The organism is Vibrio sp. CCB-PB317 (genome assembly GCF_022808245.1).
Taxonomy (GTDB): Bacteria; Pseudomonadota; Gammaproteobacteria; order Enterobacterales; family Vibrionaceae; genus Vibrio; species Vibrio diabolicus.
Genome location: NZ_JALGNU010000002.1, coordinates 944,627 through 960,113, shown reverse-complemented (window position 1 = coordinate 960,113; position 15,487 = coordinate 944,627). Strand labels below are relative to the sequence as shown.

Annotated in this window: 13 protein-coding genes; 4 read left to right on the top strand and 9 right to left on the bottom strand. The window is 46.1% G+C overall.

Going from position 1 to position 15,487, the window contains the following annotated elements; translation table 11 throughout:
• Positions 1–41 precede the first annotated feature (41 nt).
• The 5 genes from MTR11_RS13390 to MTR11_RS13370 are packed head-to-tail and all read right to left on the bottom strand — an operon-like array spanning position 42 to position 5,656.
• The gene (locus tag MTR11_RS13390) at positions 42–1,097 is read right to left on the bottom strand and encodes an efflux RND transporter periplasmic adaptor subunit (protein ID WP_104970722.1); all 1,056 of its coding nucleotides are present in this window, start codon (positions 1,095–1,097) and stop codon (positions 42–44) included.
• Positions 1,094–4,402 carry an efflux RND transporter permease subunit gene (locus MTR11_RS13385; protein ID WP_243327835.1) on the bottom strand — a complete coding sequence of 1,103 codons (3,309 nt, stop codon included), beginning with the start codon at positions 4,400–4,402 and terminating at the stop codon, positions 1,094–1,096. The genes MTR11_RS13390 and MTR11_RS13385 overlap by 4 nt, the downstream gene beginning before the upstream one ends.
• A gap of 28 nt (positions 4,403–4,430) precedes the next feature.
• Positions 4,431–4,889 (bottom strand): YeeE/YedE family protein, encoded by a 459-nt coding sequence (locus MTR11_RS13380; RefSeq protein WP_243327834.1) that lies wholly within the window; start codon positions 4,887–4,889, stop codon positions 4,431–4,433.
• 10 nt (positions 4,890–4,899) lie between these two features.
• Positions 4,900–5,319, bottom strand: coding sequence for a YeeE/YedE family protein (locus MTR11_RS13375; RefSeq protein ID WP_005394547.1), 420 nt, complete (start codon positions 5,317–5,319; stop codon positions 4,900–4,902).
• Between the two features lie 28 nt (positions 5,320–5,347).
• A complete protein-coding gene (locus MTR11_RS13370; protein WP_012842251.1) occupies positions 5,348–5,656 on the bottom strand; it encodes an ArsR/SmtB family transcription factor in 309 nt (102 codons plus the stop codon).
• 178 nt (positions 5,657–5,834) lie between these two features.
• On the opposite strand from MTR11_RS13370, the gene MTR11_RS13365 reads away from it, so the two are divergent.
• Both MTR11_RS13365 and MTR11_RS13360 read left to right on the top strand, forming a co-directional pair.
• Positions 5,835–6,020, top strand: a complete 186-nt coding sequence (locus tag MTR11_RS13365) for a DUF2892 domain-containing protein (protein ID WP_012842250.1) — start codon at positions 5,835–5,837, stop codon at positions 6,018–6,020.
• A 71-nt stretch (positions 6,021–6,091) separates the two neighbouring features.
• Positions 6,092–7,795, top strand: coding sequence for an FAD-dependent oxidoreductase (locus MTR11_RS13360; protein WP_243327833.1), 1,704 nt, complete (start codon positions 6,092–6,094; stop codon positions 7,793–7,795).
• A 76-nt stretch (positions 7,796–7,871) separates the two neighbouring features.
• Here the strand turns inward: MTR11_RS13360 and MTR11_RS13355 are convergent, their stop codons facing one another.
• The 4 genes from MTR11_RS13355 to MTR11_RS13340 form a co-directional block, all read right to left on the bottom strand.
• Complete coding sequence (locus MTR11_RS13355) at positions 7,872–8,567, bottom strand: aspartate/glutamate racemase family protein (RefSeq protein ID WP_012842248.1); 696 nt, start codon at positions 8,565–8,567, stop codon at positions 7,872–7,874.
• 145 nt (positions 8,568–8,712) lie between these two features.
• On the bottom strand, positions 8,713–9,513 hold the full coding sequence (locus MTR11_RS13350; RefSeq protein WP_243327832.1) for a PhzF family phenazine biosynthesis protein: 801 nt from the start codon (positions 9,511–9,513) through the stop codon (positions 8,713–8,715).
• Between the two features lie 141 nt (positions 9,514–9,654).
• Positions 9,655–10,131 carry a DM13 domain-containing protein gene (locus MTR11_RS13345; protein ID WP_243327831.1) on the bottom strand — a complete coding sequence of 159 codons (477 nt, stop codon included), beginning with the start codon at positions 10,129–10,131 and terminating at the stop codon, positions 9,655–9,657.
• Positions 10,132–10,433: 302 nt separating this feature from the next.
• Complete coding sequence (locus MTR11_RS13340; protein WP_243327830.1) at positions 10,434–12,758, bottom strand: FdhF/YdeP family oxidoreductase; 2,325 nt, start codon at positions 12,756–12,758, stop codon at positions 10,434–10,436.
• A gap of 667 nt (positions 12,759–13,425) precedes the next feature.
• Here MTR11_RS13340 and MTR11_RS13335 point away from each other — a divergent pair.
• Together MTR11_RS13335 and fdhD are read left to right on the top strand one after the other, a co-directional pair.
• Entirely contained in the window at positions 13,426–14,310 is an 885-nt protein-coding gene (locus MTR11_RS13335; RefSeq protein WP_140348734.1) for a LysR family transcriptional regulator, read from the top strand.
• Positions 14,311–14,363: 53 nt separating this feature from the next.
• The gene (gene fdhD, locus MTR11_RS13330; RefSeq protein WP_243327829.1) at positions 14,364–15,194 is read left to right on the top strand and encodes a formate dehydrogenase accessory sulfurtransferase FdhD; all 831 of its coding nucleotides are present in this window, start codon (positions 14,364–14,366) and stop codon (positions 15,192–15,194) included.
• The last annotated feature ends 293 nt before the right edge of the window (positions 15,195–15,487 follow it).

Genomic DNA, 15,487 nt, shown 5'->3' with positions numbered 1-15,487 from the left:
CCAGATAGACGTTTAACTAGTTAACAAGAGAAACCGTTCTATCAAAGCGCTCTTGGATTCAGCAGCACTACGTCACCCTGCTTCAACCCCGTTCGCACTCTCCCCAACTCTCCAAGCTGAATAAGCCGAGTTTCTACCTCACCGCTGTCTTGCACCACTTTTACATAGTCCAATTGGCCAACTTGGTAAACCGCCTCTTTTGGCACGCGAAGTACAACATCGTCGGTCAAGGTCAACGCGACTTTGGCGTATGTACCTGGATAGATAGCCGTTGGCGGCTCAAATTGAAGCTTTACGGTATAACTGCGCGAGTTGGCATCTGCCGACGGCGTCACTTCTTTTACTGCCGCTTGCGCGTTGAGGTTGTAAGACGGAAAAACAACGTCCACTTCTTTATCATAAGTCACATAAGGCATGACAGACTCAGCAAAGTTCACCTCTATTTCCAACGAGTTTGGATTGTACATTGATAAAAGCAAAGCCCCCGGCGTCGCAGTATCACCCTTGTTGATGGGCTTTTGCGTGATCAAACCATCAAACGGTGCAGTAATGATGCTGTAGCCAAAGGTCGTTTCCGCCTCGGAGACCGCCGCTTGCGCTTTATTGAAGTTGGCTTGTGCGGTTTGCAACGCACTTTCCGCTTGGTCAAATTGCGATTGAGGGATCAGTTTTTTGTTTAAAAGCGCTCTGACACGAGAAAACTCCTTTCTCGCCGCATTGAGCTGCGCTTGTGCAGAGGATAAAGCCTGCTCACTTTGACGAACTCGCGCGTCGAGATCATCGCTTTCTAGCCGCGCCAACACGTCTCCTTGCTTCACTCTATCGCCAACCTTCACCAATACCTCCATCACCGATGCCGTTAACCGTGCCGCGATATCGGCGTGCTGCTCTGCAACGACGACGCCCGGAAACTCTCGAACAACCGATTCGCTGGTTAACATCAGTTGATGTGTCTCTGCGTTATTTACATCAATCTGGTTGGTTTTCGCGTCATGTTCTGTCGGCAACTTTTCTGTAAAAAATCCAGCCATATAGAGAAAAAGAAGCGCGAGTATGGCAAACAGAATCACGCCTAACCATTTGGTATCTAATTTCATTGCTCTTCCTCCATCTGAGGTAATCCATGTCCTTTGGTGTTTTGGTATGCAAGGTTATAAACCACCGGAACCACAAGCAGCGTAAAGATGGTCGAGGCGGTAATACCGAATATGATTGCCCAAGCCAAACCGTTAAAAATTGGGTCTAACGTAATCACGACGTTACCCAGTAACGTTGTACCCGCGGTCAGCAATATTGGCCGCATACGAACAACACCAGATTCAATCAACGCATCATGTAAACTACGACCTTCAGCCAGCGATTGCTGAACAAATTCAATCAAAACGAGTGAGTTACGCACCACAATCCCTGCTAGCGCAATCATGCCGATCATCGCGGTCGCCGTGAACAGCGCCGGGTTCGGGTAATTACCGATGTCACTGCTTAACACATTCAAAATCCAGAACCCCGGCATAATCCCAATCACGGTCAGGGGTATCGCCAGCATGATGATGCCCGATACCGCAGGTAAACCAGTTTGAATCAACATCACCACAAATACGCCAAGCAGCGCAGCGCCATAAGCAATGCCTAAATCTCGGAATACGTCTACTGTGATTTTCCATTCCCCCTCGCCACTCCAAACCACCTCGATGTTGTCTGGCACGCTCCAAGTGACACCAGCGCCATTGCTCAAGTACGTGCGATCTTGCCAGTGACGATGCGCTTCTTCCTCGTGAATTGTATCTTGGTCAGCCATCACATCGGCAATCACTTCACCCGGAACACGCCCAACTACCTCAGCGTAGACATACACAACAGGCTTGAGGTTTTTATGGAAAATCGGTTTGTCCGCTGCGCGTTTCACAAAATGACCGACTTCAGACAACTGCACGATAGGCTGAGGAGCATCCACAACCGCCCCATTGGATTCTACTTTTGCAATGCCCGGACGGCCTCGCACATAAAGCTGCTCTAGTTGATTCAGGTTATCTCTGTCTTCGCGTCGGAGCTGCACTTCGATAGGCAGTGGGTCCACTTCTCTTGGATCGGCTATATAACCGAGCACTTTGGCGTTCGCGGCGGTAATAAGCGTGTTATTGATATCAGCAACGGAAATACCAGACAGCGCCGCTTTTTCTTGATCAATGATGAATTGCCACGTTTCTAAATCACCTTGGATGCTGGTATCCACCTCAGAAACCAACTGTTCTTTGCGAAGCCTATCCGCTACTTTCTCTGCTTGGATCATCAGATCTTCATAAGATGTCGCTTCATCACCGTAAACTTCTGCCGTAATGGTGGCGATAACAGGCGGGCCTGGCGGCACTTCGACTAGCTGCAGGTCAGCGTCAAACTTATTTGCAATCTGCTCTAAATCCGCCCTGAGTCGTGTCACCAGTTCGTGTGATTGCATTGCGCGGCGATTCTTCTCTGCAAGAACGACTCGAAGCTCGCCATGGTATGGTTCGCTACGCATAAAGTAGTGGCGCACCATGCCGTTGAAGTCCATTGGGGAAGCGGTGCCTGCAAAGCCCGACACACTTGTCACTTCCGGCACCGTCATTAAATAGTCCGTAAAGCTCGACAGCGCGTTAGAGGTATCCACAAAGCTTGAAGACTCTGGCATGTTTAATACCAATTGGAACTCGTTCTTATTGTCATAAGGCAGCAACTTAAGTGGAACTAAGCGAAGTGCTGGTAACAATGCCGCCAAGACGAACAACAAGGCAACCAAACCAAGGAAAAGCCACGCTTTCTTACGACTTTCAAGTAGCGGAATTAACGCACCGCGATACAGGCGATACATCGGCGAAGATTGGATGTCATAGTGGCCGTTTTCCTCAGCACCTTTGAGTAGCTTCTTGGCAAGCCAAGGCGTGATCATAAACGCGACAACGGTACTAAAGATAACGCTGATCGGAACGTTGAACGCCAGTGGCGCCATGTAAGGCCCCATCATCCCAGTGATGAAAAACATCGGCGTAAACACGATCACGATTGCGACCGTCGACATTAACAAGGCGCTACGAATTTCTGCCATGGCGAGAACAATCGCATTGGCTCGTGTTAGATTTTTGCGTTTGAGGTAGCGTTCAATGTTATCGATACTGGCAATCGGGTCGTCCACGATCAAACCTAGCGCCAAAATCAATGCAAAGAGCGTGACTCGGTTGATGGAATAGCCAAATGCCAAGTCCATCCCGAGCGCGGCACCATAGCTAATTGGAATCGCGATGCCAACCACCAATGCACTTCGCCAGTTCAAGAACAAACCAACAAACACCACGACCGTTAGAATCGAAATACCAAGGCTTGATACCAAATTGTTTACTTTTGCGTTCGCTGTTTCGCCATAGTCCCGAATGACTTCAACTTGTACTTGCGGAGGAAACTGCTCGGATTGAAGCTCCGCCAGTTTATCCCGAACAGACTGAGCCACGTTAACCGCGTTCGAGCCTTTTTGTTTAGCGACAGAAATGAACACCGCTGGGTATGCTTCATCGTGGTTTTTATCGCGATACCAAGTATCGGATGTTGCCTCACCTTCACCGTCGTAAATACGCGCGACATCTTTCAAGTAAACGGGTTTGCCATTGAGCACCGCGATAACAAGGTCGCCAACTTCTTCGGCGTTGGTCAGAAACCGTCCCGACTCCAATGTGTAATTTTGCCCGTTTACACGAATGTTCTTGCCTTGGGTTTTACTATTACTGAGCTGAATGGTCTGTTCGAGGTCATCGATGGTTACTTTGAAGTTTGCCATCGCAACGGAATCAAGCTCTATCTGGATTTTTCTCGGCTCACCGCCAATCACTTCCACCTTGTTGGTGGCATCCAATGATTTAACACCTAACGTGGCTTGGTCTGCAATACGTCTCAGCTGATGGCGATCGAGAATGTCTGGATCGGTGGAATAAATTGCGGCAACAACAATGGGTACATCATCGATCTCAACAGGCTTTACAAGCCAGTTAGTGACAGAAGGAGGAACTTTGTCTTGGTTGGAATAGAGTTTGTTGTAAAGCTTAACCAGAGCATCTTCGCGGTTTTCGCCGACATAGAAGCGAACGATGACTTGCGCTGCACCTTCCATGGACGAGGAATAAACGTATTCCACACCGTCAATTTGGCTAACAAGCTTTTCTAATGGTTCAGTGATTTGATTTTCGACTTGAGAAGCGCTTAGTCCGGGAGCCGAAACCAATACATCCGCCATCGGCACAACGATTTGCGGGTCTTCCTCTTTCGGGGTCAGCCACAAAGCCGCGGCACCGACCATAAGCGCGAGTAAAATCATGATCGGAGGGAAAAAGCTGTTCATCACGGACTGAACAAAACTTCGCTTTAGTTTGTCGGGCATCCTTTCCCCTCCATATCAGATTGATTGTTTACGCGTTCGCGGTTTTCATCTTCTTCGCGTTACGGTAAGTAATGATCGCCTTCGCGAACAGAGATCCAAGTAACATCGCAAGGAAGAACACCACAATGCTCACGTTGCCTAATGCCAGACTCGCAACCGCAGGGCCAGGGCAAATACCTGCCAAACCCCAACCTAAACCAAAGATGGCCGCACCAGATAACAAACGTCCGTCGATGTTCTTATTGGTTGGTGTGCAAAACGCTTCACCGCTAACTGATTGTTTTCTCGGCTTGATGATTAAAAAATAGCTTGGCATGAATACCGCGAGTGCGCCGCCCATCACAAAAGCCAAACTTGGATCCCAACTACCAGAAATATCTAAAAATCCAATGACTTTAGCTGGGTCGATCATACCAGACACCGCCATGCCCATACCGAATAACACACCGCTCAAAAGAGCAGAAAAACGAAAAATAGTCTTGTTCATGGAATCTCTCTTAAACTAGGTGAAGTCGAACGAATACCGTTAGGCCAGCGACAGCCATAAATACACAGGTCGCCACAATAGAGCGCTTAGACAAACGGCCCATGCCACAAATGCCGTGCCCACTAGTACATCCGTTACCCAGTCTGGTTCCGATTCCTACCAATAAACCAGCGGCAATCACCATCCCTAAAGAAAGGTTCGCGGTACTAGGAACCGCAACGCCCAACATCAGAACGCTAATCAAGCCACCAGCTATCATTCCAACCGCAAAAAGCAATCGCCACGAATAATCGCCTTTTTTCGGTGACATAATGCCATTCATAATTCCACTGATTCCGGCAATTTTCCCGTTAACCAACAACAATATAGTGGCGGAGATCCCTAACAAAATGCCACCAAACAACGATTCCCATGGAATAACGTTTAACATTATTTACCTCTAAAATCTTAGCTACGAATTAGTTACAGAAAACGCTATGAAGCGCCTTGATTAATGACTCAACTCTCGGTTCTGACAACGAATAAAACACTTGCTGTGATGCCTTACGAGCCTTGATCAATTTGTGTTTGCGAAGCACCGTCAAGTGCTGTGAAAAGGCGGATTGGCTAAGGAACGAGTTCTTTTGCAGCTCCCCAACACCAACCTCACCTTGGGTCAGTTGGCACAACACCATTAGCCTTTCCGGATGTGCCATTACTTTTAGGAGATCAGCAGCTTCATTGGCATTGCCTTTCATTGCTGCTACATCCATATCTGTATAGCTCATGACTCACCTCTATATTAAAAACTAAATTAGATATTACTAAAGTAATATATTTAGTCAACACTAAATTAGCAATGATGAATTTAGACAAATTAACATTAGACATTTCTAATTTAGATAATTATAGTGATGAATATCAAAGGATGGCGTTCTCAGTTTGAGAGTACGAAGGAGAAGAGTTATGACGTTAGAAAATGCAGTACGAATTTTTGCAGGCACGATGGTATTGATCTCGGTCATACTAACCGTGTTCGTTCACAGTAACTTCATTTGGTTCACCGTGTTTATCGGCGTTAATCTTATTCAAAGTGCTTACACGGGAATCTGCCCTGCTGCTTATTTTTTAAAGAAATTTGGTTTTAGATAATCTAGAGCGTAGTGACCTTTCACACTGGCTATTCGTGAAAGGTCAGTTCGCCCTAAAACTTGGAGTTAAAAATGACTAAGATCTTAATCGTCGGTGGTGTTGCAGGTGGTGCATCTGCGGCGGCGCGTGCTCGTCGTCTGAGCGAAGATGCCGAAATCATCATGTTTGAACGTGGCCCGTTCGTTTCATTTGCTAACTGTGGCTTGCCTTATCACATCGGCGGCGATATCCAAGAACGCAGTAAGTTACTACTACAAACGCCAGAAAGCTTTTTAGCACGCTTTAACGTTGATGTTCGCGTGATGAATGAAGTGGTTTCTATTAACCGACAGGACAAGACCGTTACGATCAAAAACCTGTTGGATGAGTCTGAATACGTAGAATCATACGACTTCCTACTGCTTAGCCCAGGTGCAGGCCCTATTGTTCCGCCAATCCTAGGTCTCGATAACCCGCTCACCCACTCGCTACGTAACATTCCAGATATGGATCGCATCATCGAAACGATCCAAATGAACAAGCCAGAACATGCGACGGTTGTTGGCGGCGGTTTCATCGGTTTAGAAATGATGGAAGCCTTCCACCAACTTGGCATTAAAACCTCTCTGATCGAAATGGCAGACCAAGTCATGACGCCAGTAGACCGTGAAATGGCAGGCTTTGCTCATGCAGAAATTCGTGACAAAGGTATCGACCTAAAACTTGGCGTCGCGCTTGAATCTGTGAAATTCGTACCTAACGAACACGTTGCAAGTTTCGACTCTGGTGAGAGTGAGAAACACCAACACCTAGAAGGTGAATTGGAGTTAACACTGAACAACGGTGAAAAACTCACTACCGATATTCTGATCATGGCAATCGGTGTACGTCCTGAGACAAAACTGGCGCAAGAAGCCGGCCTTCAAATTGGCGCGCTAGGCGGTATTTACACGAACGAATACATGCAAACCAGCGACCCATCTATCTACGCTGTCGGCGACGCGATAGAAGAGAAAGACTTCGTGACAGGCGAGCAAACTCTAGTGCCACTTGCAGGCCCGGCAAACCGTCAAGGTCGTATGGCAGCAGACAATATGCTTGGCCGCAAAGAAACCTACCAAGGCACACAAGGGACAGCGATTTGTAAGATCTTTGACCTTGCAGTGGCTTCTACCGGTAAAAACGAGAAACAATTGAAACGCGCTGGCGTTGAATACGAAAAAGTGTACGTGCATACCGCAAGCCACGCGAGCTACTACCCTGGTGCAGAAGTGGTGTCGTTCAAAATGTTGTTCGATCCAAAATCAGGCAAGATTTTAGGTGCTCAAGCAGTTGGTAAAGACGGTATCGACAAACGTATTGACGTTATGGCTGTTGCACAACGTGCTGGCATGACGGTTGAACAACTACAGCATCTTGAACTGACTTACGCGCCACCTTACGGCAGTGCAAAAGATGTGATCAACCAAGCGGCGTTTGTGGCAAATAACATCATCAAAGGTGACGCAGCGGCGATTCATTACGATGAAATCGACAACCTGACTGAAGATCAAATTCTCCTCGACGTCCGTAACCCGGGAGAATTGGAGTCTGTTGGTTATCTTGAAGGGGCAATCAACATTCCGGTTGATCAACTGCGCCATCGTATGGGTGAACTACCAAAAGGCAAAGAGATTGTGATTTACTGTCAAGTAGGCTTACGCGGTAACGTGGCATACCGTCAACTGGTCAACAATGGTTACAAAGCTCGTAACTTGATTGGTGGATACAGAACACTCAAATTCTCGCGCTTATAACGGGATAATAAAAACAGAGAAAACCGAGGGATTGGTTTTCTCTTTTGTTTATTTACATGGACTCAAATCTAACTCATTAACCTTCTATCGCCAAACGGACTGCTGCTTGAGCATGGATAGAAGTGGTATCAAGTAGCGTAACATCGGTGTGACTTTGGTTTACAAGTAAGGCAATTTCAGTGCACCCGAGAATCACAGCTTCAGCTCCCTGCTCTTTTAGTTTTTCAATAATTTGCAGGTATATCGTTCTCGATTCCTCTTTGATTTCACCTTGGCATAACTCTTTATAAATAATGTTATGCACTATAGAGCGATCATCTTGAGCAGGAGTTATGACATCCAGCCCATAGAGGTCGGAAAGCCGTCCTTTGTAAAAGTCTTGCTCCATTGTGAATTGAGTACCAAGGAGTCCGACCTTTTGAACCCCTTTCTCACGAAGTAACTCAGCAGTCGCGTCTGCGATATGTAGTATGGGGATATTAATGCTGGCTTCAATTTGAGGAGCAACTTTGTGCATTGTGTTCGTACAAATAAGAATAAAATCAGCGCCCCCTTTTTCTATTGAAGATGCAGCATCAGATAGAATACTTGCCGTTTCTTCCCATTTACCTTGGTGTTGAAGTTTCTCTATCTCTGAAAAATTCACGCTATACATACAAATTTTTGCGGAATTTAGGCCGCCTAACGCCTCTTTGACTCCTTCGTTGATCAATTTGTAATAACTAAGCGTCGACTCCCAGCTCATGCCGCCTAGAAGACCGATAGTTTTCATATAACTCTCCAATCGTTATACACCACCGTGGCAGGGGTGTTTTTACAAACAAAATCAACTACGTGAATAGACAGCCTTCTAGCTTTTTCACTAGTGAAAACTGGATAAACCTGCAATCAGAAAAAACGAGAACCAAAAAGGACGACTACGCGATTCTCATATCTCCTCGCAACATTGTTACCGCACTTCCAGAAAGCTTAACGTATTCCGGACTCAATAGTTCTGTATAAACAACTCCACTTCTCTTGGATGCTTGGAAGCCTTTTAATTGCGCTTTACCGAGCTCTTTGGCCCAGTAAACACATAAAGCGCAATGAGCAGAACCTGTTACTGGGTCCTCATCAACACCCACCCAAGGGGCAAAATAGCGAGAGACAAAATCAGCGTCAGTGCTTGATTGAGCAGTGATGACGACTCCACGGCCTTTTTGTTTAAGCAGCGCACTAAAATCAGGTTCGAGTTGCTTTATCAAAGACTCATCATTGATGACGATCAACTGCTTATTATCAAACTGACCATAAGCGTTTACATCAGCCACATCGAGCCCTAAGCCGTAAAGCAAGTCTGTGTTAATACTTGCTCGCATATCTAAAATAGGAGCAGGAAACACCAAATGAATGTCGTCATGATCAAGTTGTGCAGTTAAAACGCCGGATAGCGTGCCAAACTCAATGGTATCACCTGTACTATATAACCCTTGCTCTCTCAGCACGTGCGCCGTGGCCAATGTGCCATGTCCACACAAAGCGACTTCCGTTTCAGGTGTAAACCAACGAAGTTGCATTGTGTTTAATGACAGAAACGCGGTTTCAGATAGTGACATCTCTGCCGCTATGGCCAACATCATTTCCTCATCAAGGCTTGATTCTGTGATACACACACCTGCAGGATTGCCTTTGAACACATCTGATGTAAACGAGTCGACCTGAAAAATTTTAACTTCCACAAAATATCCTTAAGTTCTATCAACTACTGTAGAACCATTAGCAGCGCTTAGTGCATTTGTACCACGTAATGTATTGCACCAGTTATTTGAGCAGTAAACCTTTATTAACTAAGAAGAAACCACTTTTTCTTCTGATGGGATTTATTGGTATTTTGCCGAAGTAATGAACTCACCGAATGTTTCACACCAAACAACAACAGTATTGTATTCAGAAATGGAAATCCCTTGAGGAACCTCAACAACGAAGTTATTGAATGTTTTGACATCACCAACCAAGCTCATCTCAGATTTAAGGCCATTAAACGCTTGTTCAGTCTCGACAAATTTAGGAGATAAATAGAGTTTATAGTCAGGCCCGGGAGCGAGTTTTCCTACCAGCGTAATAGCTTGGGAACTCAAATGAATTTCACCTTCTCCCCAATGAAAAGCGTCGCTATCTTTGAGGTCCCTCGTGACAACTGCCCTGTATTCTGCACCTTGCATGCGCTCAGAAACTTGCTCATCGGTCGGCGCAGGCGGTGCAATAAGAATCGGTAAAGTATAGATACCTATCGCAATACCAATCGCAACAGCCACTAAGTGGCTTAACGTTAATTTAATTATACTTTTCAAGGTCATCTATCTTCTTGTTAGTTTCATCAGCTTAGATTTCGGATCAAATACAGACATCCGTCAGGTTATACGTCCAATAGCCTAATTTCATTAATATTATACACAAGCAGGGCCAATGCGCCTTAACTGCTGCCTTTCTTTAAGAACGCTATCCAATAAGCCCGTTACTAACCAAAATAACTATTTTTTAATTCAGCCTCTATACGCCTTCGACGAAATGATCTAAAGGCAAAGTGAGCAATTAAAAACGGCTGATAATTGATATCAGCCGTTTGCTTATCTGGAATGTCGTTGTGCTGGTTTGGAAACTATTCTGCTTCCACCAAAGCGATCTTATCGGATGTCGATTTTTCCAATTTGATCGCAATAAACTTAGAGGTTGGCGTAAACGTTCTATCCCCATAACTATCTAAAGGAACCAATGGGTTCGTTTCTGGATAGTAAGCCGCCGCCTGACCTGCTGGTACGTCATAGGCAACAAGCGTAAATCCGCTAACACGGCGCTCAACGCCATCTTCCCATAATGACACCATGTCCACTTTGTCGCCCGTTTCAAATCCGAGTTTACGAATATCCGCTTCATTGATAAACAGTACTTCGCGCATACCAAATACACCACGATAACGATCATTTAAGCCGTAAAGTGTCGTATTGTATTGGTCGTGTGAGCGCATGGTTTGCAAGATCAAATCTGGCTTTTGGCCTTTTTCGAGTATCGCTTCGCTGATCAACTGTTTCGGCAACTCACTAGAGCTGAACTGTGCTTTGCCGCTTGGTGTATTCCATCGACGCTCGGCAGCTGGGTTTACCAAGTGGAATCCACCCGGGTGTTTAAGCTTATGGTTAAAGTCGGTAAAGCCCGGAATCGTGTCGGCAATCAAATCGCGAATACGGTCGTAATCTTCAATCGCCCACAACCAATCAATTGGTTTTGCCCCGAGTGTAGCATTGGCAATACCGGCAATAATCGCTGGTTCTGAACGCAAATGCTCCGAACGCGGTTTTAGCTGACCAAATGAGATATGCACCATGCTGAAAGTATCTTCAACCGTCACGCCTTGTGGGCCAGTCGCTTGCTGATCAATCTCGGTACGGCCTAAACACGGAAGAATAAGCGCATCTTTACCTGTGACAAGGTGAGAACGATTTAACTTCGTCGAAATGTGTACGGTTAAATTGCAGTTTCGCATCGCGTTGTGCGTACGTTCTGTGTCTGGCGTTGCTTGTGCAAAGTTACCGCCCAAACCGATAAATACTTTCGCTTGCCCTTCTTCCATCGCTTTAATGGCTTGCACAGTGTTGTGGCCTTCACCACGCGGGACGGCAAAGTTAAATCGACTTTCAATGCGATCCAACAACAGATCTGAAGGTTTTTCATCAATGCCCATAGTACGGTCGCCCTGAACGTTACTGTGACCACGCACTGGTGAAAGACCCGCGCCCGGCTTACCAACATTACCTCGTAACATTTGCACGTTTGCGACTTCTTTAATGGTTGGTACAGAGTGACGATGCTGAGTCAACCCCATCGCCCAACACATGATCACACGTTCTGCACGTCGATACATGCTCGCCACCATCTCGATTTCACTTAAATCAAGACCCGATTGTTCCGCGATGTGTTCCCAAGAGGTTGCGTCCACTTCAGCCAAATACTCATCAATACCTATCGTGTGTTGCTTGATGAATTCACGGTCAAATACCGCTTTGCCACCGTTTTGCAATGCCTCGCGTTCCCATTGCAACAAGAATTTCGCGATGCCACGAAACACTGCCATGTCTCCGCCCAAAGCAGGACGCAGATACGCCGTGTTTGTAGGCTCTGAGCCGTTACTCAACATCTCAATCGGCATTTGTGGGTTTTGGAAACGCTCTAATCCGCGCTCTTTAAGCGGGTTTAGACAGATAACCTGTGCACCGCGTTTTACCGCTTCGCGCAGAGGTTCAAGCATTCGTGGGTGGTTAGTGCCCGGGTTTTGACCAATCACGAAAATCGCATCAGCTTCTTCAAAATCATCAAAGATCACCGTGCCCTTACCAACGCCAATGGTGTCTTTCATCCCGATTGCACTGGCTTCGTGACACATGTTGGAACAATCTGGGAAGTTGTTGGTACCGAATGCGCGTACAAATAGCTGATATAGAAACGCCGCTTCGTTGCTTGCACGGCCAGAGGTATAAAACTCAGCTTGGTGTGGTGAATCCAATTGGTTGAGATGTTTAGCCACAAGAGAAAAAGCCTCATCCCAAGAGACAGGCACATAGTGGTCGGATTCAGCATCGTATCGCATTGGGTGCGTGATACGGCCTTGGTATTCCAACCAGTAATCGGTTTGCGTTGAGAGAGAAGAAACGCTGTGATTGGCAAAAAACTCAGGATCAACCAGACGATTGGTCGCCTCCCAGTTTACCGCTTTCGCGCCATTCTCACAGAAATTGACTTTACCACTATCTGGCGACTCGCCCCATGCGCATCCAGGGCAGTCGAAACCGCCATTTTGGTTGGTTTTGAGCATAGTGCGAATGTTTTTAACTGCATTTTCACTGCCCCACCAACTTCTGGTTACGGCTTTCAGTGCACCCCAACCACCAGCTGGACCTTTGTATGCTTTTATTTGTTCTTTTTGGCTCACGACTTTACTCCTCGCAGATATACCAGCAAGCAGGGTGCCCGTGAAAACAAGCGCGTTATTTATTGAGATAATGCGGAAGTATTGAAGGGCTTAGTTTCTAATCCATGTATTTTTTAATCCAAATAAGTAACTACTCAACATGCTCTCGCTTGTCCGAGCGTTTACTTATCTAGATTCTTGATATCGGATACCCGCCTACTGTTTCTAAGACTGTTAGATTCAATTCGCATTGTTGCGCCTTGATCTAAATCAAAGATTAAGTCGTTATTCAATATGCGTCCAATTGATAATCCTGACCGAGTGATAAACAAAATCTATGACGAATTTTTCCACTGACGCTCATCACATTTTTAATCAATACAGTTTATGAGGTTAATCGTTTTCCCATTCGATTCCACCTAGTTAGCTTAACGAACTCAATAAAATCGGCATTCTTGATAATAGATAGTATCTATCACACTATAGATACTTTAAATTTGACCCTAATTAATATCAGGAATAGCCTTGATTCAGATCAATTTTGAGTGTGGTTTTATTCTTGACTTGGTTTTGGTTTTCCATTTCCCAGTTAAAACGCTCCAGCGCTTAAAAAGTACGGTAGTGCTGTGCCCTTATTTAGGGAGTTCCCCCGTACATGTGACTCACAACGCAAGGTTAACAAGCCATTATGGATATCAAACAACTTAAATATCTCATCGCACTTGAACAGACCAAACACTTTGGTCAAGCCGCCGCATTGTGCCACATTACGCAGCCTACCTTGTCGATGAGAATCCGAAGCTTAGAGGAAGAACTCGATCTCGAATTAATCAAAAGAAGTCAACGATTTGAAGGATTTACTGAAGCCGGAGAACGCATTTTAGCTTGGGCAAAAACCGTCTTAGCCGCTCATGATGGATTGCAAGCCGAAGCCGCCAACTGCCGTGGTCAATTGGTCGGCTCTCTTCGGCTTGGAATGGTGCCACTCGCCAGCCAAAACCCTATGCAATTGCTCAAACCATTAGCTCAACAGTTCCCTGAGTTACGCTTTCAAATACTCTCCATGACGACCGAACAGATCATAGACCAACTCAATCGCAATCAACTTGATTTGGGGATGTGTTATGTCGATCAAGTTAACACCGCTTACTTCGATGTTATCGAGCTAGATTCGACCAAACTTGGCGTTTTATTCGATGAGCGTCATTTTGATTTTGCCGAATCTGAAGTGTTGTGGGAGTCACTCAATAACATTCCGCTAGGGCTGCTTTCGAAGGGCATGCACTATCGCCACTCAATTGATCTTAGCTTTGTGAGTAAAGGGCTAGTTCCGCAAACCGTCATTGAAAGTAACTCCACCTTTCACTTGATCCAAGCAGTAACCAGTGGCCTTTGTTGCGCCATTATGCCGCTGAATTGTGGATTGGAAGAGTTGAACGATACGCTTCGCATTATTCCTATCGAAGAAGCCGCCGTTCACGCCCCGCTAGGTTTGTTAAAGAGAAAACAAGAACCCTTCTCCGCGCTAACCGATCAGTGCTTTGCAGAAGCAAAAAACATATTCAATCGATAACAAGAATACACACGTCAATTTTTGGCATAGACAACGGCTTATGAGGTGATTTCATGAGATGTACTACTCAGTCTTATTTTGAACTGTCCGATTTCAATCAAGCACCACCTCAACCAAGTGCGTTCAATTATCGAGAATTGATTGATGGCCGCCCAGTGCAACAAATGTCGCTGGCGAGTGAATCCGCTTTAGCTATCAGCTACAACGGCATTAGCCAAGCGGTCATGATGGTGACGCCAGGCCATCTGGAAGACTTCGTGAAAGGGTTTAGCTTAAGCACAGGCATCGTCCACGACTTCAAAGAGATCAAAGACATTGAAATGGGTGGCGATCACGAATCTCACTATGCGGAAGTGGAAATCAGCAACCGCGCTTTCTGGGCGTTAAAAACACAACGCCGAAATCTTGCTGGCACAACCGGATGCGGCATTTGTGGCGTCGAGGCTCTTGAACAAGCTTTGCCTGATTTGGCGCCGCTAACACCGTCTCTTCCTCCGCGCTCCGATGTATTCGAAGGGCTGCGAGACAAAGTCGCACAGCATCAAGAAGCCGCACGTGAATCTGGCGCGTTACACGCCGCTTTATTTGCTGATTTACAAGGCAACATCAAGTTGTGCCGAGAGGACATCGGCCGCCACAACGCGCTAGATAAGTTGATTGGCGCATTGGCCAACAATCACATCGAACCTCAAAGTGGCTTCGCAATCATGACCAGCCGTTGCAGCTTGGAGTTGATCCACAAAGCCGTTCGCGCGCGTATCCACACTCTGGTTTGCTTATCTGCACCTACAGCGTTAACCGTCGAATGGGCAAGAAGAAACCATTTGAACCTAATTCACTTGCCAAAACACGGCTCGCCGCGTCTATACAGCCCTGCGCCTTAACACGTCGACCTAGCCGAATTCCTAATATTTCTAACGGAGACCTCTGGGTCTCTTTTGTTTGCTTCTCACTCCCAATTGATACTTAGCGACAAGACACTATTCTCTCCAACCAAACGTGCTCACCCCTTGTCACCACTAAGCTTACGCATATTAATCCGTTTGCATTTGAACGCTTTCCAATCGATAAAAACTCAGTCAAAAACCCATATATTAGTAAGGGTTTTGTGTGACTCTTTTCACGCTTTTCCGCCTTCTTAGGCATTTCTAGGAATTTTTCCTAGCCGATCTAGGCA